19 protein-coding genes are annotated in these 19728 nt (G+C 70.6%); 9 read left to right on the plus strand and 10 right to left on the minus strand.

Annotation, left to right across the window (positions count from 1 at the left end):
* Positions 1 to 164: 164 nt before the first annotated feature.
* Positions 165 to 794 (minus strand): nicotinamide mononucleotide transporter family protein, encoded by a 630-nt coding sequence (locus ACZ6SD_RS28900; RefSeq protein ID WP_465320171.1) that lies wholly within the window; start codon positions 792 to 794, stop codon positions 165 to 167.
* 943 nt (positions 795 to 1737) lie between these two features.
* Between ACZ6SD_RS28900 and ACZ6SD_RS28905 the strand changes: the two genes are divergently transcribed.
* From ACZ6SD_RS28905 to ACZ6SD_RS28930, 6 genes are all read left to right on the plus strand, one after another.
* Positions 1738 to 2934 (plus strand): PucR family transcriptional regulator, encoded by a 1197-nt coding sequence (locus ACZ6SD_RS28905; protein WP_465320172.1) that lies wholly within the window; start codon positions 1738 to 1740, stop codon positions 2932 to 2934.
* Positions 2935 to 3096: 162 nt separating this feature from the next.
* The gene (locus ACZ6SD_RS28910; protein ID WP_465320173.1) at positions 3097 to 4020 is read left to right on the plus strand and encodes an ACP S-malonyltransferase; all 924 of its coding nucleotides are present in this window, start codon (positions 3097 to 3099) and stop codon (positions 4018 to 4020) included.
* A complete protein-coding gene (locus ACZ6SD_RS28915) occupies positions 4017 to 4991 on the plus strand; it encodes a beta-ketoacyl-ACP synthase III (protein WP_465320174.1) in 975 nt (324 codons plus the stop codon). The genes ACZ6SD_RS28910 and ACZ6SD_RS28915 overlap by 4 nt, the downstream gene beginning before the upstream one ends.
* A gap of 68 nt (positions 4992 to 5059) precedes the next feature.
* Positions 5060 to 5311 carry an acyl carrier protein gene (locus tag ACZ6SD_RS28920; RefSeq protein ID WP_465320175.1) on the plus strand — a complete coding sequence of 84 codons (252 nt, stop codon included), beginning with the start codon at positions 5060 to 5062 and terminating at the stop codon, positions 5309 to 5311.
* A gap of 62 nt (positions 5312 to 5373) precedes the next feature.
* A complete protein-coding gene (locus tag ACZ6SD_RS28925; RefSeq protein ID WP_465320176.1) occupies positions 5374 to 6621 on the plus strand; it encodes a beta-ketoacyl-[acyl-carrier-protein] synthase family protein in 1248 nt (415 codons plus the stop codon).
* Between the two features lie 39 nt (positions 6622 to 6660).
* Positions 6661 to 8097, plus strand: coding sequence for an acyl-CoA carboxylase subunit beta (locus ACZ6SD_RS28930; RefSeq protein WP_465320177.1), 1437 nt, complete (start codon positions 6661 to 6663; stop codon positions 8095 to 8097).
* 2 nt (positions 8098 to 8099) lie between these two features.
* Here the strand turns inward: ACZ6SD_RS28930 and ACZ6SD_RS28935 are convergent, their stop codons facing one another.
* Entirely contained in the window at positions 8100 to 8678 is a 579-nt protein-coding gene (locus ACZ6SD_RS28935) for a hypothetical protein (protein ID WP_465320178.1), read from the minus strand.
* A gap of 561 nt (positions 8679 to 9239) precedes the next feature.
* The gene (locus ACZ6SD_RS28940) at positions 9240 to 9743 is read right to left on the minus strand and encodes a DUF3145 domain-containing protein (RefSeq protein ID WP_465320179.1); all 504 of its coding nucleotides are present in this window, start codon (positions 9741 to 9743) and stop codon (positions 9240 to 9242) included.
* A gap of 373 nt (positions 9744 to 10116) precedes the next feature.
* Between ACZ6SD_RS28940 and ACZ6SD_RS28945 the strand changes: the two genes are divergently transcribed.
* Entirely contained in the window at positions 10117 to 11394 is a 1278-nt protein-coding gene (locus ACZ6SD_RS28945; RefSeq protein WP_465320180.1) for a hypothetical protein, read from the plus strand.
* Between the two features lie 85 nt (positions 11395 to 11479).
* Here ACZ6SD_RS28945 and ACZ6SD_RS28950 read toward each other — a convergent pair whose 3' ends face one another.
* Positions 11480 to 12493 (minus strand): 1-aminocyclopropane-1-carboxylate deaminase/D-cysteine desulfhydrase, encoded by a 1014-nt coding sequence (locus tag ACZ6SD_RS28950; RefSeq protein ID WP_465320181.1) that lies wholly within the window; start codon positions 12491 to 12493, stop codon positions 11480 to 11482.
* A 442-nt stretch (positions 12494 to 12935) separates the two neighbouring features.
* Here ACZ6SD_RS28950 and ACZ6SD_RS28955 point away from each other — a divergent pair, with 442 nt between their 5' ends.
* Complete coding sequence (locus ACZ6SD_RS28955; RefSeq protein ID WP_465320182.1) at positions 12936 to 13277, plus strand: histone-like nucleoid-structuring protein Lsr2; 342 nt, start codon at positions 12936 to 12938, stop codon at positions 13275 to 13277.
* Here the strand turns inward: ACZ6SD_RS28955 and ACZ6SD_RS28960 are convergent.
* The 6 genes from ACZ6SD_RS28960 to ACZ6SD_RS28985 form a co-directional block, all read right to left on the minus strand.
* Positions 13249 to 14142: an oxygenase MpaB family protein gene (locus ACZ6SD_RS28960; RefSeq protein WP_465320183.1), complete on the minus strand. Its 894-nt coding sequence runs from the start codon at positions 14140 to 14142 to the stop codon at positions 13249 to 13251. The genes ACZ6SD_RS28955 and ACZ6SD_RS28960 overlap by 29 nt on opposite strands.
* 430 nt (positions 14143 to 14572) lie before the next feature.
* The gene (locus ACZ6SD_RS28965; RefSeq protein ID WP_465320184.1) at positions 14573 to 14983 is read right to left on the minus strand and encodes a VOC family protein; all 411 of its coding nucleotides are present in this window, start codon (positions 14981 to 14983) and stop codon (positions 14573 to 14575) included.
* Between the two features lie 19 nt (positions 14984 to 15002).
* The gene (locus ACZ6SD_RS28970) at positions 15003 to 16391 is read right to left on the minus strand and encodes an NAD(P)(+) transhydrogenase (Re/Si-specific) subunit beta (protein WP_465320185.1); all 1389 of its coding nucleotides are present in this window, start codon (positions 16389 to 16391) and stop codon (positions 15003 to 15005) included.
* On the minus strand, positions 16388 to 16696 hold the full coding sequence (locus ACZ6SD_RS28975; RefSeq protein WP_465320186.1) for an NAD(P) transhydrogenase subunit alpha part 2: 309 nt from the start codon (positions 16694 to 16696) through the stop codon (positions 16388 to 16390). Before ACZ6SD_RS28975 ends, ACZ6SD_RS28970 begins: the two co-directional genes overlap by 4 nt.
* Entirely contained in the window at positions 16697 to 17785 is a 1089-nt protein-coding gene (locus tag ACZ6SD_RS28980; RefSeq protein ID WP_465320187.1) for an NAD(P) transhydrogenase subunit alpha, read from the minus strand.
* 68 nt (positions 17786 to 17853) lie between these two features.
* Positions 17854 to 18492 (minus strand): TetR family transcriptional regulator, encoded by a 639-nt coding sequence (locus ACZ6SD_RS28985; protein WP_465320188.1) that lies wholly within the window; start codon positions 18490 to 18492, stop codon positions 17854 to 17856.
* A 138-nt stretch (positions 18493 to 18630) separates the two neighbouring features.
* On the opposite strand from ACZ6SD_RS28985, the gene ACZ6SD_RS28990 reads away from it, so the two are divergent.
* Positions 18631 to 19725, plus strand: a complete 1095-nt coding sequence (locus tag ACZ6SD_RS28990; protein WP_465320189.1) for a ferredoxin reductase — start codon at positions 18631 to 18633, stop codon at positions 19723 to 19725.
* Positions 19726 to 19728: the final 3 nt, after the last annotated feature.

Consider the following 19728-nt stretch of genomic DNA (forward strand, 5'->3'; position numbering starts at 1 on the left):
AGAAGGGCCCCTCCCCCCCCCCCCCCCCTTCCTCCCCCCCTCCCCCCCCCCCCCCCCCCCCCCCCCCCCCCCCCCCACTCCTCCCCCCCCCCCCCCCCCCCCCCCCCCCCCCCCCACCGCCCCCCCCCCCCCCCCCCCCCCCCCCCCCCCCCCCCGCCGTCGCCTTATCCGGCCGAGGAAACCCCGGCACGCTGCCGTCGCGCCGAGCGGAACCAACTCACCCAGCCGTAGACGACCAACCCGGCGAACACGGTGTAGACCAGCGCGCTGAACCACAACCCCGACCGCAACTGCAACGGCACCCCGATCGCGTCGACCACCAGCCACACCAGCCAGAACTCGACCAGCCCCCACGCCTGCAACCCGAACGCCAGCACGGTCCCCACGAAGATCGCCGCGTCCGGCCACGGCGCCCACGACGCCTCCAGCGCGTCCAACGCCAACGCGAACCCCACCGTCCCCACCACGAACGCCACCGCCACGGCCACCAACTCCCCCGGCGTCCCCCGCCGCACCGCCACCCCGAACACCGGGTCGCGCCGCCGAGCCCAAGCCCACCACCCATACACCGCGATCACGCCAACCACGAGCTGCCGAACCGCCAACCCCCCAAGATGCGCGGAGAGATAAACGACAAACAGCAACACAACGGACACCAACTGAACCGGCCACGTCCACAACGTCCGCCGCTGCGCCAAAAACACCACAGCCAACGCGAAAACCTGCCCAAACAACTCCGCATACGCGACCCGCTGCCCGAACAACGTGACCGAGTTCTCCAGCAACACCCGCACCCCGCGTCCTCCTCCACCCCCAGGGCGCCCAAACGCCCAACAACGACGAAACCCACGCCCCGCCGCACGCTCCCACTGCGTCCCCCAACCCACCACCCCACCCCTTTGTTCCACCCCCATTTCCCCACCCATGCCACGAAAGGGGGAACAACCCCATCTCGCCTGGCATCCCAGCCCCCCACGATCCATAGTGGAATCACCGGTGGGGACCGGGGAGATGGGCCGCCCGGCATCGAGCGCACCGAACATGCCGGGCGGCCCGCCCGATTCGCCCTTACCTGCTCGCGGAAAGCGCTCGCAGGTGAATCGGGCGGCTTTGCCTCTGGGGGGCGACCCCCCAGACCCCCACGGTGCGTTCTCTCTCGAACCAGCCGTGCCCCCGGTCCGTAGTGGTGGGGTGGTTGGGGTGTTCTCTTCCGAACCAGCCGAACTCCCTCCGCATCGGTGGGGCGGCTGCGGTGCTCTCTTTCGAACCAGCCGAACTCCCTCCGCATCGGTGGGATGGCTGCGAAGTTCTCTTCTGAACTAGCCGTGGCCCCTCCGCGTCGGTCAGGTGCCTGCGGTGTGTTCTCTTCCGAACCAGCCGTGCCCGGGGTCGGGGCCGGAGCGGTGGGATGCCTGTGGTGGGGGTTCTCTTGAAACGGTCGCCCACCTGTGTGCTTGATCGGGTGGACTGGCTTGATGTGGGGAAGGGCGACCGTAAACTTGCCGTGGTCGTGGGGGCGAAGCCTCCCCACCCAGCTTTTCCCACGACGGTCGCCCGAGGGGACCCACATCAAGCCAGTCCACCCGATCAAGCCCCGCCCACCAAAGCCGGTTAGGGCCCCGTGGTGAAGTCCCTGCTGGTTAGGGCCCCGTGGTGAAGTCCCGCCCCAACATCGACCTCGCTCTGAGGGTGGGTTGGGGGTCCTAGGGGGTGGGGGTGGCGTGGGATTGTGGGGGGATGAGTGGGTCGTCGTCGGGGTCGGGTGGCTTGTCCTTGGGGACGTTGGATGCTGTGGGGCGGGCTTCGGGGAAGTTGGCGGCCGCGGCGGTGGCGGCTATGGACGAGCAGTTCGCCTGGTTTGGGCGGATGCCCGCTGATCAGCGAGCCTCCGTCTTGCTGGTGGCGCAGAACGGGGTGGCTGGGTTCACGGCCTGGTTGCGGGACCCCCGGGAGGCGTTGCGGATGACCACCGACACGTTTCGGGGGGCGCCTCGGGATCTGTCGCGGTGGATCAGTTTGCGGCAGACCGTGGAGATGGTGCGGGTGTCGTTGCAGGTGTTCGAGCGGATGGTGCCCGACCTGGCCGCCGACGAGGCGGAGCGGGCGGTGTTGTCCGAGGCCGTGTTGCGGTACGGGCGGGAAGTGGCGTTCGCGTCGGCGATGTCGTACGCGTCGGCGGCCGAGGCGCGGGGGGCGTGGGACGCGCGGCTGGAGGCGCTGGTCGTCGACGGGATCGTGCGCGGGGACGCTGAGGAGTCGCTGCTGTCGCGGGCCGCGGCGCTCGGGTGGGACCCGGCGGCGCAGGCGACCGTGCTGGTGGGCAACCCGCCCTCGGACGACCCGCCGACCGTGCTCTACGAAGTGCGCAGCCGGGCCGCGCGGCTGGGGCGGCCAGTACTGCTGGGCGTGCAGGGGTCGCGGCTGGTGGTGGTGCTCGCCGGGCCCACCGAGGACGCCATGGAGCACGAGGCGATGGCGAAGATGGCCGAGGCGTTCGGCGCGGGAGCCGTGGTGGCCGGGCCGACGATGCCGAGCATCGCCGAGGCGCACCGCAGTTCCGCTGACGCGCTCTCCGGGCTGCGCGCCGTCGTGGCCTGGCCGGAGGCGCCGCGGCCGGTGCGGTCGGCCGACCTGCTGCCCGAGCGGGCGCTCGCGGGCGACCCGGAAGCCGAGTGGCAGCTCATCGACCGGGTCGCGCGGCCGTTGGAGGAGTCCGGCGGGGCGTTGCAGGAAACCGTTGAGGCGTACCTGGGCGCGGGCGGGGTTTTGGAGACCTGCGCGCGGCAACTCTTCGTCCACCCGAACACCGTGCGGTACCGGTTGCGCAAGGTCACCGAGCTGACCGGGCGGAACCCGAGCGACCCCCGCGACGCCCTGGTGCTGCGGATCGCGCTCGCCGTCGGACGGCTCTCCCGGTCCCGCGGGCTCTGGTAACCCCAGGCAACCGGTCGGTAGCGCGCGCCACAACGCACAACGAAATGCCGCCCGCGCCGTTCATTCGCCGGTAACTTTTGGAGGTATCCTACAAACGGCGGGCTACTACTTGGTGAGCGGCCACATGCGCGCGAATGACCAAAACCGTGTTCAGTTGACGCTGTGATCGCACTCCTCGCCCCTGGCCAGGGTTCCCAGGCCCCCGGAATGCTCGCGCCCTGGCTCGAACTCCCCGGCGCGGACGAGCGCTTGGCGGGCTTCTCCGAGGTGGCCGGGCTCGACCTGGCCCGGCTGGGCACCACGGCCGACGCCGACGAGATCAAGGACACCGCGATCACCCAGCCGCTGATCGTCGCGGCCACCCTGCTCGCCTTCGAGGAACTGGCCCGCCGGGTCGAGATCCCCGCCGACGCCATCGTCGCGGGTCACTCGATCGGTGAGTTCGCCGCCGCCGCGCTGGCGGGCGTGCTGACGGCGGAGGACGCGCTGGCGCTCGCCGCGGTGCGCGGCCGGGAGATGGCCGCCGCCTGCGAGCTTGAGCCGACCGGCATGGCCGCCATCGTCCGCGGCACGGAAGAGGACATCCTCGCCCGGCTGGACGAACTGGGCCTGGTCGCCGCGAACCGCAACGGCGCGGGCCAGATCGTCGCCGCTGGCTCGCGCTCGGCGCTGGAGAAGCTGGCCGCCGAGCCGCCCGCCGGGGCCAAGGCGATCGCCCTCAAGGTCGCGGGCGCGTTCCACACCCGCTACATGGCCCCGGCCCAGGACGCCCTGCGCGCCCACGCCGCCACCTTGGCCGCTCCGGCGGACCCCGTCCGAACCCTGCTGTCCAACGCCGACGGCGCGGTGGTCGACTCCGGCGCCGAGGTGCTCGACCGGCTCGTCGAGCAGGTCACCAACCCGGTGCGCTGGGACCGCTGCATGGCCGCGATGGCCGAGCGGGGTGTCGAAGCGGTGGTCGAGTTCCCCCCGGCGGGGGCTCTTGTCGGGCTGGCCAAGCGCGAACTGAAGGGCACCCCCACCGTGGCCCTGAAGACCCCCGCGGACCTGGACACGGTGGTCGCACTGATCGGGAGCGCCGAATGACCACGCTGCAGCTGGCCCACGGGGCGAAGGCGAGCCGCATTCTCGGAGTCGGCTCGTTCCAGCCGGAGCGCGTCGTCACCAACGACGAGCTGTCCCAGCGGATCGACACCACCGACGAGTGGATCCGCGAGCGGGTCGGCATCGTCGAGCGCCGGTACGCGGCCAAGGACCAGCGGCTGGTCGACATGGCGGTCATCGCGGGCTCCAAGGCACTGGCCGACGCGGGCCTGACGCCGTCCGATGTGGACACCGTCATCCTGGCGAACTGCACCATGCCCACCCCGATCCCCAACGGCGCGGCCCAGGTCGCCGACCGCATCGGGGTCAAGGCGGCTGGCGCGTTCGACCTCAACGCCGCGTGCGCCGGGTTCTGCTACGCCCTGGGCACCGCGTCCGACCTGGTGCGGTCCGGCTCGGCCGGGCGGGCGCTGGTGATCGGCGCGGAGAAGCTGACCGACTGGGTCGACCAGGACGACCGGGCCAACGCGATCATCTTCGCCGACGGCGCTGGCGCCGCGGTCGTCGGCCCGGCGGAGACCCCGGGCATCGGGCCGGTGGTCTGGGGCAGCGCGGGCGACCTGGTCGACATGATCTACATGCGCGACGACAAGTGGATCTACCAGGAGGGCCAGTCGGTGTTCCGGTGGGCCACCACGCAGATCGCGCCGATCGCGCTGCGTGCGCTCGCGGCGGCGGGAATCACCCCGTCCGATGTGGACGTGCTCATTCCGCACCAGGCGAACCTGCGTATCGTCGAGTCGATCGCGAAAAAGCTTCGGGCCAACGGGGCGCGCGAGGACATGGTGGTCGCCGACGACATCGTGCACTCCGGCAACACCTCGTCGGCCTCGATTCCGATGGCGATGGACCACATGCGCGCGGCTGGCCGGATCAAGCCCGGCGACGTCGCGGTGCTGGTGGGGTTCGGTGCGGGCCTGTCCTACGCGGGACAGGTCGTGATCTGCCCCTGAGCTAGCCCCAGGGGAGCAAGACCCGGCGGGTGCGGTACCGGCCGGTTGGACTAGGAAGGACATCTGGCATGTCGGAGAAGCCCAGCGACGCCGAGATCCTTGAGGGACTCGCCGAGATCGTCGAAGAGGTCGCCGGTGTCGCAACCGACGACGTGACGACCGAGAAGTCCTTCGTGGACGACCTCGACATCGACTCGCTGTCGATGGTCGAGATCGCGGTGCAGGCCGAGGACAAGTTCGGCGTGAAGATCCCCGACGACGAGCTGGCGAACCTCAAGACGGTCGGCGACGCCGTCGGCTACATCTCGAAGAACGTCTGACCCACCGCGTTCGCCCCTCTCCCCGGCCAGCCATCCATTCACCCGCTCGCGAAGGAAACCCCATGAGCAACGTCGATGTCGTCATCACCGGGCTGGGCGCCACCACGCCGCTCGGCGGTGACGTCTCGTCCACCTGGGATGCCCTGCTCGCCGGTCACAACGGCATCCGGCGCAACGACAAGGAGTGGGTCGAGCGCTTCGACCTGCCCGCGCGCCTCGCCGCCACGCTGGCTGTCGAGCCGACCGAGGTCCTGCCCAGGGTGCAGGCCCGCAGGCTCGACCGGTGTGAGCAGATCGCGCTGATCGCCGCACGGGAGGCCTGGGCGGACGCCGGGTTCGACCTGCCCACCGACGAGCACGAGTCGGTGGACCCGGAACGGCTCGGGGTCAGCATCGGCACCGGAATCGGCGGCCCGGTGACCCTGCTCGACCAGGACGACATCCTGGAACAGCAGGGGCTGCGCAAGGTCTCGCCGCTGACGGTGCCGATGCTGATGCCCAACGGCCCGGCCGCGCACGTCGGCATCGAACTGCGGGCGCGGGCCGGGGTGCACTCCCCGGCGTCGGCCTGCGCCTCGGGAGCCGAAGGTCTGGCGAACGCCTGGCAGATGATCCAGAACGGCCGCGCCGACGTCGTCGTCGCCGGTGGCGCCGAGGCGTGCATCCACCCGATCACCGTGGCCGGTTTCTGCCAGTCGCGGACCCTGAGCACCCGCAACGACGAGCCGGAGCGCGCGTCGCGGCCCTTCGACGCCGACCGCGACGGCTTCGTCCTCGGCGAAGGCGCTGGCGCTCTCGTGCTCGAACGCGCCGACCACGCCGCGGCGCGCGGCGCGCGGATCTACGGCAGGCTCGCCGGATACGGCATCACCTCCGACGCCCACCACATCACCGGGAACCACCCCGAGGGCGTCGGCCAGATCCGGGCCATCGAGAACGCGGTCCGCACCGCTGGCCTGACCGCGGCCGACATCGGCCACGTCAACGCGCACGCCACCTCCACCGTCGTCGGCGACATCGGCGAGGCGGCGGCGATCCGCAAGGCGCTCGGCGACCACGTGGTGCTGACCGCGCCCAAGGCCTCGATGGGCCACCTGGTCGGCGGCGCTGGCGCCGTCGAGAGCATCGTGACGCTGCTGTCGATCTACTACGGCGTCATCCCGGCCACCCGAAACCTGGAGAACGTCGACCCGCGAGTCGGTCTCGACGTGGTGACCGGTGAGCCACGCAAGATCGAGTTGGCCGCAGCCGTCAATGACTCGTTCGGCTTCGGCGGCCACAACGTCGCCCTGGTCTTCACCTCGGCCTGACCACAAGTCGGCCGTGCCGTAAACCCGGAGGAGCACTCGATGACCGCCCTGGCCACCCGTCCGAACGACGGCAAACGCGAACTCGACCCGCGTGAGCCGGAAGTCCGGCTAGCCCAGTTGCTCGACGCGAACTCGCTGGCGCCGCTGCGTCCCGCCGACTCCAGCGGCGTGTACGCCGTGCGCGGCCGGATCGACGGGGTCAAGGTGATCGCCTACTGCACCGACGCCACGAAGATGGGCGGCGCCATGGGCGTGGAGGGGTGCAGGCACATCGTCGAGGCCATCGACACCGCGCTGCGCGAGCGGTGCCCGGTGATCGGCGTGTGGCACTGCGGCGGCGCGCGGCTGGCCGAGGGCGTCGAGTCGCTGGACGCGGTCGGCAACGTGTTCGCCGCGATGATCCGCGCCTCCGGGCGGGTCCCGCAGATCAGCGTGGTCGTCGGCCCGGCGGCGGGCGGCGCGGCCTACGGGCCCGCGCTGACCGACGTGGTGATCATGTCCCCGGACGGCCGGGTGTTCGTGACCGGGCCGGACGTGGTGCGCAGCGTGACCGGCGAGCAGATCGACCAGGAGGGCCTCGGCGGCGCGGAGGCGCACGGGCGCAAGTCCGGTGTGGTGCACGTGCTCGCCAACGACGAGCCCGACGCCTACGTGCGGGCGCGGCGGATCACCAGCCTGTTCGCCAAGCCCGGCCTGTTCGACCTGCACGCGGTGCGCGAGGAGCGGGCCATCCGCGACCTGCTGCCCGCGCAGCCGAACCGGGCCTACGACGTCAAGCCGGTGCTGCGCCAGATCCTCGACGCCGACGAGAACGGCGTCTCGCACTTCGAGGAACTCCAAGCCAAGTGGGCCCCCAACATCGTCGTGGGCCTGGGCAGGCTCGGCGGCCGCACGGTCGGGGTCATCGCGAACAACCCGCTGCGCAAGGGCGGCTGCCTGGACTCGCTGTCGGCGGAGAAGGCGGCCAGATTCGTCCGGATGTGCGACAGCTTCGGCGTGCCGCTGCTGGTGGTCGTGGACGTGCCCGGCTACCTGCCCGGTGTCGGCCAGGAGTGGGAGGGCGTGGTGCGGCGCGGGGCGAAGCTGCTGCACGCGTTCGCCGAGGCGGTGGTGCCCCGGGTGACGCTGGTGACCCGCAAGTCCTACGGCGGCGCATACATCGCGATGAACTCGCGCTCGCTCGGGGCCACGGCGGTGTTCGCCTGGCCCGAGGCGGAGGTCGCGGTCATGGGCGCGAAGGCGGCGGTCGGAATCCTGCACCGCAAGAAGCTCGCCGCGGCCCCCGAGGAGGAGCGCGAGGCCCTGCACGCCCGCCTGACCGCCGAACACGAGCGCATCGCGGGCGGCGTGGACCGGGCCATGGCCATCGGCGTGGTGGACGAGGTCATCGACCCCCGCCAGACCCGGCAGAAACTCGCCGAAGCCCTCGCCGCGGCACCCGCGGGCCGGGGATCGCACGGGAACATCCCACTCTAGGCTCAGCAGCGGTCGTGCTGCGGGGACGCCGCGGTCGGACCAGCGTCGAGCCGCCATTCGCCGCGGGTGTAGGCCAACGGGAAGACCACATTCCACCGAATGCAGTCGACCGGTAGTTCAAGCGGAGCATCGGCGACGTCCTGTTTGCTGACAAAACGCAGCAAGACGCGGGCGCTGTTCTCCGGACCGGTCTCTATCCGATAGACGACAATGCTGCCGTCCTGGGTAGACCGGTACGCGGCCCGCCACGTGGCTTCCGGCATGTCCTTGACCCGATCATCGGTGACAGTCGTCTTCCAGCGCGCGTAGTTCTTGCCGTTGATGGCGTCGAAATAGGTCTGCAGGAGCTGGCGAACGGTCTCGTACAGCGGGTGCTGGGTGGCGTCCTGGGTGGCGCGGACATCGCGGGGGCCGGGCTGGGCGCTCGCGGGGAGGGCGCTCTCGCTGGGGAGGATCGGGGCTGGCGGGGGGCTGTCCGGGACGGCGTAGAGGTCGCGGGCGAGCATTCCGGCTGCCGCGGTGATGATCACGGCTAGCAGGACGGCTGGGAGTAGCCAGCGGTGTGCTGATCCTGGTTGCACTGGGTCAGGGTGTCATAGCTGGTGCTATGGACTCTGTGGGGCTCGCTGGGGTGGCTTGCTCGATGGGGGGAGCTGGGTTGCTGGGTTGGTGGGTTTGCTCGATGGGGTGGAGTGGTTTCTTTGGGGCCCCTACGAAGGAAGATCCCGTCGTGGGAAAGACGGGTGGGGAGCCTTCGGCCCCACGACCACGGCCAGTTTAGGGATCTTCCTTCACCCCCAAAGAAACCACTCCACCCCATCGAGCACCTGGCAGGCTCGGGTGCGGCTTCGTGGAGAGCGGGTTCGCTGCTCAGTCCGCTCCATCGAGCGCTTGGCAGGGTTCGTGCGGCCTGGCAGGAGGGCAAGTTCGCTGTTTCGCCGCCCCACAGCCCCCACAACAAAGCCCCACCCACCCTGGGGGCTGACCCCGCTCCAGTCTATCGGGCCAGGCCGACAATCGGGGCGAGAACGATCTTGCCTGTGGATAACTCGCGATCTTGGTATTCGAGGGGGTGGCGGCGGGACTGGCCATGGCGGTGGGGGTCCCGAAGGGGTGCCTTCGGGACCTGCGGAGGAAAAGGGTCAGCCGACGCGGTGGAGCCAGGTGACGGGGGCGCCGTCGCCTGCTCGGCGGTAGGGCTCCAGGGCCTCGTCCCAGGAGGCGCCGAGGAGTTCGTCGATTTTGAAGGCGAAGGACTCGCCGCCGCGTGCTGAGGTGGCCACTGACCGTAGTTGGTCTTCGCCCACGACTATGTCGCCGTTGGCGCTGGTGCGGGCGTGCCAGAGGCCGAGGGTGGGGGCGTAGCAGAATCTTTCGCCGTCCATGCCGGGGCTGGGTTCTTCGGTGACCTCGAAGCGGATCATCGGCCACGCTCGGAGCGCGCCCGCGAGTTTGCCGCCCGTGCCCGCGTCGCCAGTCCACGCGCACTCGGCGCGCAACTGACCCGGGGCCGCGGGCTGCGCGGTCCAGCGTAGCTCGGCACGCACCCCGAGGGTGCCCGAAATCGCCCACTCGACGTGCGGACATACCGCAGACGGCGACGAGTGGACGTACACCACGCCTTGGGTGTTTCCACGGGTGCTCACTGCTGACCTCCGCTGCTCGACGAGGATCGTCTTCCCCTACGTCCATCGCGATCAACGGGTGTCTGGTCACACATGGTATTCCCGCGCTCATTCTGCCCTGCTACCGGACACTTTGGCCACACGAACCACGAAAACAACGTGTGCCCCAGGCATTTCACACAGACCAACCGGCGTGTCCCGCGCGCCACCAGCATCGACGGGCGATGGCACCACAAGGTGGCACCCCTCTAACGGGGGACCCTCATTTTGGTCACGAATTCGATCTTCGGACACGCCGTGAGGTCAGCGGGGCCAGTGGAGATCCATGCCGATAGCGTGGTGCCCGACGGCCGGGTCCTTCGAGGTCCGGCCGTGAGTCGGGTGGAGGTGCGTGGTGCGGGTGGTCCGGGTCGATGACACGACCGCTGCGGTGGGCATGGATCTGCGGGCCGCGCTGGTCTCCTGGGGACGCGGGGAAACCGTGGTGGGCGGCGTCGCCCTGCTCGGGGTCCGGCCGCCGGGCTGTCCGCGCGCGCTCGACGCGGTCCTCGTGCTGCCGCGCGGGATTCTCATCGTCGTCTGCGTGGACCTGCCGGACCCGGCGATGCGCCTGGAGGCTCCGCTGTCCGGGCAGTGGAAGACCGACGGCTGGCCGCTGGTGAGCACCGGCGGGCCGGTGAACCCCGCGGTGGACGCTTTGGCCGCCACCGCCGCGGTGTCCGAGCGGCTGGCGGCCGAGCGGGTCGAGCCGCTGCCGGTCGGCACGGTGGTGGCGGTGGGCCCCTACGTGTCGCAGGTCTCGCAGCCCAGCGCCGACCTGGTGCGCGGCATCCGCATCCTGCACCCGGAGCCGATGACCCTGCTGACCGCCGCGCGCGAGCTGGCCACCCACGGCCGCGCCTGCCCGGTCGGCGAGCTGCGGCGGATCTTGGCCGCGCTGCACCCCGGGCTGGTGGTGGACGAGACCGAACTGCTCGCCGAGGGCTTCCCGGACGGGTTCTCCCCCGCCGCGGCTGCCGAGAGCACGACCGTCATCCCCCGGATCACCGGCGGCTCGCACGTCCCGCCCGTGCCGAGGAAGGCTTCGGGCAAGCTCAAGTGGCTGCCGATCGCCGCGGCGGCGCTGGTGGCCGTGCTGCTGATCACCGGCATCGTGGTGGCGGTCAACTCCGCTGGCGATCCGCCCGCGCAGTCACCGGGGCCGTCGAGCACCCAGACCGCCGAGATCCCGATCGAGGGAACCGCGTTCACCCCCAAGGGCGCCGCCGAGCACCCGGACTGCGCCACGCACGCGTACGGCGACGTGCGCGCGTGGCTGGAGAAGAACGGCTGCGCGCGGCTGATCCGGGCCCGGTTCCAGGTCGCCGACAACGGGCGCCAGGCCGCGGTGCTGGTGGCGGTGCTGCGGTTCACCGGAAGCTCGTTGGCGACCGAACTGCGCGCGATCGCCGACAAGCCCGGCAGCGGCGGGATCACCGACCAGGCCGCCGAGGGGGTGCCCTGGCCCGGCGACCGGAAGCCGACGTTCGAGTCGGCGGCGTATGCCAGCGGGCGCGAGGGCAACAGCGTCAAGCTGGTCCAGGCGGTGTGGCTGGACGGCTCGTCCCGGCCGGACGACGAGGCGTTGAAGCGGATCGCGGGGCGGGCGTTGCAGCTTTCCCTGGCGGGCTGACCGACGCTCAGCCTGGCGGGGGAATCCGGAAACCAGCCCGCCGGACTAGACACGAGGCGCGGGCGTGTCGAGTGTCCCCGGCTGATCAGCGCTCGGCCTCGGCGGGGAAGTCCGGGGCGTAGGCGAACAGGCCAGGCAGGCCGCCGGTGTGCAGGAACACGACCGTCTCGCCCGGGGCGATCTCGCCGGTCTTGGCCATGTCGACCAGGCAGGCGGCGGCCTTGCCGGTGTAGACGGGGTCGAGGGTGATCCCCTCGGTGCGGGCGAACAGGCGCACCGCGTCCCAGAGCGCCGCGGTGGGCACGCCGTAGCCGGGGCCGACAGCGCGGTCGTCGGTGCGCACGTGGGTGAGCGCGGGCGCGGCGCGGCCCAGCAGCGCGGCGGACTCGGCGGCGAGGCGGCCGATGTCGGCCAGCGACTCGGCCGCGGTGTGCGACACGCAGGCCCCGTCCACCCGGGTGGGCCGGTCCAGGAGCGCGACGCCGAGAGCGACGCCCGCCGCGGTGCCCGCGCTGCCGACCGGGACCACGATCCGGTCGGCGGCGATTCCCAGACCGTCCATTTGGGTGAACATCTCGACGGTGGCGGCGACGTAGCCCAGGACGCCCAGGGCGTTGGAACCGCCGACCGGCAACGTCACGGCCTTCCGGCCCTCGGCGGCGGCTTGGTCTACCGCGCGCCGGTAAGCCTCGTCGGCTTGCCGGTCGTCGTCGCACAAGTGGACGGTCGCGCCATAGAGGTGGTCGAGGGCCAGGTTTCCGGAGCGCAGGTAAGCGTCACTCGTTCGAGCGACTTCGCGGGTGAGGATCAGCTCACACCGCAGGCCGAGTCGGGCGCAGGCGGCGGCGGTCTGCCTGCCGTGGTTGGTCTGCACCGCGCCGAAGGTGATCACGGTGTCGGCCCCGTCGGCGAGCGCCGCGCCCAGCAGCGGCTCCAGTTTGCGCAGCTTGTTGCCGCCGACGCCCAGTCCGCTGACGTCGTCGCGCTTGACCAGGACACGGATTCCGCCGAGCGCGGCACCCAGCCGGGGACAGTCGTCCAGCGGGGTCGGCCAATGGCCGAGCGGGACGCGCGGGAAGGCGGAGAGATCGACAGTCATGCCGCACACCGTAACGTTATGGACGGTCCGAGCGACAAGGCGGATTCCGCACAACAGGTTATATCCGGACTAGGATGCGACTCGCACTCACATCGAGGTGCGACTACTGTCCGGCTTAGGAAGCCGAAGTGGGCAATTTAACGCCGAAGGCACACCATGGAAATGCATCAGGATTCCGTCAAAGCCTCTGACCTGCGGATATAGCGCCTAGCGCACTTCGGGTGACACCCCGCTGCCGTCGCATTTTCGCTAGGGCGTGACCTGCGTCCTACTATGTCGGAATATCGGGTCCGCGCCACACCGGACCGCCTCGTGGGATCGGCGCGGCGGTGCCGATACGCTTCGTCTCGATCGGTTCGGAAATACCCGGCCGAGGCCGGGACACCGTTCGCCAATGCGTCGGACCCGAGCAGGAAACCACTCTCATCACGCGGAGGAAACCGTGGCGCAGAAGACCGTTGTCGAGCTCGTCGACGACCTCGACGGTGGGCAGGCCGACGAGACCGTCGCCTTCGCCCTCGACGGCGTGGACTTCCTGATCGATCTGTCGAGCGAGAACGCCGCCCGGCTGCGCGGGTCGCTGGCCGAGTTCATCGGCCGCGCGCGCCGGGCCGGTGGCCGCAAGAAGGTCGGCGTCGGGGCGTCGCGCAATGGCTCGGCGAACGACCGGGCCGACAACCAGGCGATCCGGGAGTGGGCCCGCAACCAGGGCGAAGCCGTCGCCGAACGCGGCCGCATCCCGCAGGCGCTGGTGATCAAGTTCCAGGAAGCGCACCGGAGCTGACCCCCGGCAGTCGTGCGGCGGACGGCGCTGCCCACGCGCCGAGCCGCCGCACGGCCGCGACCGGCGCGGGCTCGACCCCGCGCGCGATCCGGAAACCACCCGGCATCCGCAGGGCGGCCGAGCGGAACGCCCTGACCGCCGCCGTGGTCACCGGCGCGGGATAGGCGCGGCGGCCGTAGAGGCGCCGCGCCCACGCGGGCAGCAGCGAGTAGGACAGATGCCCGACAGTCGGCTCGTAGAGGCGCGCGCCCACGGCCAGCAACCCGGACACGGGCGGGCGGTGGAGGAAGTCGTAGATCACATCAGCGTCGGCTGTCCGGCGCAGGATGGGATAGACCTGACGCAGGTAAGCGGTCATCTCCGCGACCGAGCCGGGGACGTCGTCCGGCGAGAGGCCGACAAGGGCGGCGCTGGTGCGCTGCTCGCGGAGGTAGCGGTCGGCGTGGGCCCTGGTCAGCGGGAACCCCGCGCGGCGGACAGCGGAGAGGAACGACGCGACCTCCGCGCAGTGGACCCAGAGCAGCAGGTCAGGGTCATCAACGCTGAAAGTCTCACCGGTGTCGCGATCGTGCGCCCGTAAGGATCGGTGGACGCGTCTTACCCGGGCGGCAGCCTTGTGGGCGTCGGCGACGGTGCCGTAGGTGCTGACGCCGACGAAGTTGGCGGTCCTGACCAGCCTGCGGAGCGGATCGGCCTGGAAGTCCGAGTTCTGGACAACGGCCGCGACGGCGCGGGGATGAAGGGCTTGCAGGTAGAGGCTGCGAATCCCGCCGAACCACATGGCCGGGTCGGCGTGCACCTGCCAGGTGACCGAGTCCGGCCCGAAGAGCCCGAGGTCATTGGCGTCGACCAGCTCACCGTGCATAGCGCAAGTGTCACCCGGACGAGTGAAGACCACCACCAACGTGGCTCTCCGGGGCCAGAAACGAACACTGGGCCGCCCGGCTCACAAACCGCGCCCGCCTGAGCAGCTCAGGGTTTCGTCAAAATCGGTTTGTGCTTGCCGGTGCAGAGCTTGACGTCGAGCGCTGGGGCCGCGACACGCCCAACCCCGACTCAATGTCGACTTTTCGCCGCCCCGCAGCCCCCACAACAAACCCCCACCCGCCCTGGGGGCCGGGCCCTGTTCCATCCTATCGGCGCAGGTCAGCCGAGGGAAGAGGGGGCGGCGTGGCTGTGGATAACTCGCGATCATGGAACTGAGGGGGTCGTCGCCGCGCAGCTGGATGGCGCATACCTCCATGACGTTGAGCAGCGAGACCTGGATGCGCTCGGCGAGGTCGAGAGTCGGCGCTCTAGGGACGGGAGGTGATCTGCTGGACCGCCCAGCCGTTGCCGTCGGGGTCGTCGAAGAAGATGAAGCCGGTGTTGTTCAGGTCGTCGTCTTCGCGGGCGGGGCGGAAGCCCTCGTGGCTGGCGAACAGGACCTCCCCTACCTCGACGCCACGTTCTAGGAGATGGGTGCGGGCGGCGCGGACGTCGTTGACCACCAGTTGCAATCCGCTCAGTGAGCCGGGGGCCATCTTCCCGACGCCCTTGCCGATGACGATCGAGCAGCCCGAGCCCGGTGGGGTGAGCTGCACGATGACCACGTCGCCGACGCGGGTGTCGTGGTCGACGGTGAAACCTAGCTGCTCGGCGTAGAAGGTCTTGGCGCGGTCGACGTCCGACACGGGCACGACGATCACTTCTAGGGTCCAGTTCACGCCACCAAGGTACGCGGGGCTAGAGGGCCTTGAGTTCCTCTGTCACCTCGGAGACCGACGACTTGGCGTCGCCGAAGAGCATGGTGGTCTTCGGGTCGAAGTAGAGGGCGTTGTCGACGCCCGCGAAACCGGCGGCCATGCCGCGCTTCAGCACGATGACCGACTGGCTTTCGTCCACGTTGAGGATGGGCATGCCGTAGATCGGGGAGTCGGGGTCGGTGCGGGCGGCCGGGTTGGTCACGTCGTTGGCTCCGATGACCATGGCGACGTCGGTGCGGGCGAACTCGCGGTTGATGTCGTCCATCTCCTTGAGCCGCTCGTAGGGCACGTCGGCCTCGGCGAGCAGGACGTTCATGTGGCCGGGCATCCGGCCCGCGACCGGGTGGATGGCGTAGTAGACGGTCACGCCCCGGTCTTCCAGCAGGTCGGCCATCTCGCGGACGGCGTGCTGGGCCTGCGCGACCGCCATGCCGTAGCCGGGCACGATGATCACCTGGTTGGCGAACGCCAACTGGACCGCGGCGTCGGCGGCGCTGGTGCGGCGCACGGACCGGTCACCGTCGGCCGCCTGCGCGGTTCCGGCGCCGCCGCCGAAGCCGCCCGCGACGATCGCGGGAATGGTGCGGTTCATGGCTTTGGCCATGAGGTTCGTCAGGATCGTGCCGGACGCGCCGACGATCATCCCGGCGACGATCAACGCCGTGTTGTCCAGCGCCAAGCCCATCGCGGCGGCGCTCAACCCGGTGAGCGCGTTGAGCAACGAGATCACCACGGGCATGTCCGCGCCGCCAATGGGCAGCACGACCAGCACACCCAGCGCCGCGGCCGACACCAGCACACCGGCGATCAGCCACGGTGAGCCCGCGCCCGCGGCCACCGCCGCCGCGCACGCCACCGAAACCAGCAACAGCGCCACGTTCAGCGGCTGCTGGAGCTTCCCGACGCCAACTGGGCGGCCGGTCACGATCTCCTGGAGTTTGCCGTAGGCGACCAGGGAACCCCAGAACGACACCGAGCCGACGATCGCGGAGAACAGGCTCGCGACCGCCACATACACCGGCTCGTGCGCGAAACCCGCGCTCTGCCGGAACTCCACCCACGCGATCAGCGCGACCGCCCCGCCGCCGACGCCGTTGAACAGCGCCACCATCTGCGGCATCGCGGTCATCTTGACCCGCTTCGCCGCCGGGACGCCGACCGCCGTGCCGATCGCGACGCCGAGCAGGATCAGCCACCAGTTGCCCATGCCGGGGGTCAGCAGCGTGGCGAGCACCGCGACGCCCATGCCGGTCGCGGCGATCCAGTTGCCGCGCACCGCGGTGCGGGGGCCGGTGAGGCCCATCAGGCCGTAGATGAACAGGGCGAAGGCGACGATATACAGGAGCTGGATGAGGACATCTCGGGTCATCGCCGTGTCCTCTCCGGACTGGTCCTGTTTGGACGGTCCTTGAACATGCCCAGCATTCGGTCCGTCACCAGGAATCCGCCGATGACGTTGATGGTGCCGAACGCGATCGCGATCACCAGCAGAACCTTGTCGAGCACGCTCTGCGCGCCCAGGCCCGCCACGATGAGCCCGCCCAGCAGCACGATTCCGTGGATGGCGTTGGTGCCCGACATCAGCGGCGTGTGCAGGGTGTTGGGCACCTTGGAGATCACCGCGAAGCCGACGAAGCCCGCGAGCACGAGCACGGCCAGGTTCTGGACCAGCATCTAGCCCTCCTTCCCGGTCACGCAGGCGCCCGCGACGATCTCGTCGCCGAAGTCGACCGCGAGCGCCCCGGCTGGGTCGGTCAGCAGTTCCAGCACCGCCTGCACGTTGCGCGCGTACAGCTCGCTGGCGTGCTCGGGCATGGTGGCGGGCAAGTTCAGCGGCGCGCTGATCGTCACCGACTCCGCCATGACGACCTTTCCTGGCTCACTCAGCTCGCAGTTGCCGCCCGCCTCGCCCGCGAGGTCGACCACGACGCTGCCCGCGCGCATCCCGCGCACCGCGTCCGCGGTCACCAGGGTCGGCGCGCGGCGGCCTGGGACGAGCGCGGTCGTGATCACCGCGTCGAATCCGGTGATGGCCTTGCCGAGTTGGCGTTGCTGCTCCGCGCGTTCGGCGTCGGTGAGGGCGCGGGCGTAGCCGCCGGACCCGGCGGCCTCGATGCCCAGATCGAGCCACTGCGCGCCGACCGAGCGGACCTGGTCGGCGACTTCGGGCCGCACGTCGTAGCCGGTGGTGCGGGCGCCGAGCCTGCGGGCGGTGGCAAGCGCTTGCAGCCCCGCGACGCCGACGCCGAGGACGAGCACCTTCGCGGGCGGCACGGTGCCCGCGGCGGTGGTGAGCATGGGGAAGAACCGGGTCAGGAGTTCGGCGGCGACCATGGCGGCGCGGTAGCCGGACACGGTGGCCTGCGAGGACAGCGCGTCCATCGACTGCGCGCGGGAGATGCGCGGGACGGCCTCCATGGCGAACCCGGTGACACCAGCGTCGGCCAGCGCGCGGGCCGTCCCCGGTTCCGTCAGCGGCGCGAGGAAGCCGACGTAGAGCGCGCCCCGCCGCAGCCGGGCGATCTCAGGTTGGGATGGCGGCGCGACTTTGACCACCACGTCGGCCGACCACGGATCACCGAGCGACGCTCCTGAGTGGACATACGCGGCGTCCGGGATCAGCGCGTCCGCGCCCGCGCCGGGCTCGACGACGACGGACAGGTTCCGGGCGCGCAGCCGCTCGACCACCTTCGGCACGAGGGCGACCCGCCGCTCGCCCTCGGAGGTCTCCCTCGGGACGCCCACGACTGTGCTGGCGGTCACAGTACAGTTGTACCATTTAAGTGACCTAAGTGCGCAAGATCACAATTGCCAATGTCGCGCGGTGAGGTCTAGCGCGGCGTCGAGTGCCAGTGGACCATGCCGATCGCGATGAGCCGAAGCTGCCGCTCGGCCACGTCCACCACCTCGGCCAACCCCTGCGGGTGCGGGCCGACCTCCAGCAGGGCCATGACGATCGAGAGCATCCCCGCGACCATCAGGTCGGCGGCCATCCGCAGGTCGTCGGGGTCCCACTCGGCCATGCCGGGGAAGCGCGCGAGGTCGGTGGCCAGTTCGCTGCCCAGCAGGCGCAACTCGGTGGCGATCGCCCTGCGGACGTCGGCGACGCCGCCGTAGCGCTCGCGCACCAGGAACTGGAAGTGCGACTCGTGCCTGCGCACCTGGTCGACCAGGATCGCGACCGAGCCCGAGATCGCGTCGTCGGTGGGCTTGCGGCGGGCGTCGCGCAGCATGGAGCGCAGCGTGCGCATGCTTTCCTCGACCAGGGCCACGCCAAGCTCGTCCATCGAGGCGAAGTGGCGGTAGAACGCGGTCGGGACGATGCCGACCTCGCGGGTGACCTCGCGCAGGCTCAGGCTGGCCAGGCTGCCGTCCGCCAGCAGCCGCAGCGCGGCGTCGAGCAGCGCCTGCCGGGTCCGCAGCTTGCGCTCCTGCCGGGTGCCCACCGGCCCGGACGCGTCCCCAGTCACAAAGGTGAGGGTACTGGTGCTGATCTTTTCATCAACTTTTCGCACTGTTCGTCACCTCACTGCCCTCCGGGTTGACAGCGGGCCGATTCCGCGCTGGACTTTCAGTGTACGCATGTTCACTGAACTGGAAGGAACACGGTGACCGCAGGTAAGGGGCTCAGGCCACGGTTCCCCGGGTTGCGCCTGCTGGAAGCCCTGGCCACGCCACACGGGATAGACCGTTACCTCGAACTAGTGCACCCGATGCTGACGATTCGGGGGGTGCGCGGTGAGGTGACACATGTGCACCGAACCACGGCGGACACGGTCACGCTGACCCTCCGCCCAACCCGCCGCTGGGCGGGTTTCACCGCCGGGCAGTACGTGCGCGTGTCAGTCGACATCGACGGCGTGCGCCGCACCCGGTGCTACTCCCCCGCGACCTCGCAGCACACCCGGGGCCGGTTCGAGCTGACGATCAAGGCGCACGAGCAGGGCCTGGTCTCGCGGTGGCTGCACCGCAACGCCAAGCCGGGCCTGATCCTGCACCTGTCGCAGGCCGAGGGCGAGTTCACCCTCCCCGAGCGCCGCCCGAACAAGGTCCTGCTGATCAGCGGCGGCAGCGGCATCACCCCGGTGCTGTCGATGCTGCGGACCCTGGCCGACGAAGGCCACACCGGCGAGGTCGTGTTCCTGCACTACGCCTACACCGAGGCCGACGTGCCCTGCCGCGACGACCTGCTTGAGCTGACCGCGAAACACCCCAACCTGCGGCTCCTGCTGGCTTACACCGACGCCGACAACGGCGACCTGAGCGGCTTCTTCGACCACACGCACCTGCGCAAGGCCGCCCCCTGGCACGCCGAGGCGCACACCTACCTGTGCGGCCCGCCCGGCCTGATGGCGGGCGTGCGCGAGGTGTTCGCCGACCTCGGCCTGCTCGACCGGCTGCACACCGAGGACTTCGCGCCCGCGCCGATCACCGTCGACGCGGCCGACGCCACCGGCGAGGTCACCTTCGTCCGCGCGGGCCGCGCCGCGGCCAACTCCGGGCAGACGCTGCTCGACCAAGCCGAAGCCGCCGGGCTCACCCCGGAGAACGGCTGCCGGATGGGCGTCTGCTTCACCTGCACCACCGTGAAAACCGCCGGGTGCACCCGCGACGTGCGCAACGGCGAGCTGTCGACCGACCCGGACGTGGAGATCCAACTCTGCGTGTCCGTGCCAGTCGGCGACGTCGCGATCGACCTGTGAACA

The sequence above is a fragment of the Actinokineospora sp. NPDC051303 genome, assembly GCF_055586285.1.

Excerpts from the sequence above, each read along its gene's own strand:
- ACZ6SD_RS28905 (WP_465320172.1), top strand. The coding sequence starts at position 1,738 with ATGAGTGGGTCGTCGTCGGGGTCGGGTGGCTTGTCCTTGGGGACGTTG.
- ACZ6SD_RS28915 (WP_465320174.1), top strand. The coding sequence starts at position 4,017 with ATGACCACGCTGCAGCTGGCCCACGGGGCGAAGGCGAGCCGCATTCTC.
- ACZ6SD_RS28920 (WP_465320175.1), top strand. The coding sequence starts at position 5,060 with ATGTCGGAGAAGCCCAGCGACGCCGAGATCCTTGAGGGACTCGCCGAG.
- ACZ6SD_RS28925 (WP_465320176.1), top strand. The coding sequence starts at position 5,374 with ATGAGCAACGTCGATGTCGTCATCACCGGGCTGGGCGCCACCACGCCG.
- ACZ6SD_RS28930 (WP_465320177.1), top strand. The coding sequence starts at position 6,661 with ATGACCGCCCTGGCCACCCGTCCGAACGACGGCAAACGCGAACTCGAC.
- ACZ6SD_RS28950 (WP_465320181.1), bottom strand. The coding sequence starts at position 12,493 with ATGACTGTCGATCTCTCCGCCTTCCCGCGCGTCCCGCTCGGCCATTGG.
- ACZ6SD_RS28960 (WP_465320183.1), bottom strand. The coding sequence starts at position 14,142 with ATGCACGGTGAGCTGGTCGACGCCAATGACCTCGGGCTCTTCGGGCCG.
- ACZ6SD_RS28970 (WP_465320185.1), bottom strand. The coding sequence starts at position 16,391 with ATGACCCGAGATGTCCTCATCCAGCTCCTGTATATCGTCGCCTTCGCC.
- ACZ6SD_RS28975 (WP_465320186.1), bottom strand. The coding sequence starts at position 16,696 with ATGCTGGTCCAGAACCTGGCCGTGCTCGTGCTCGCGGGCTTCGTCGGC.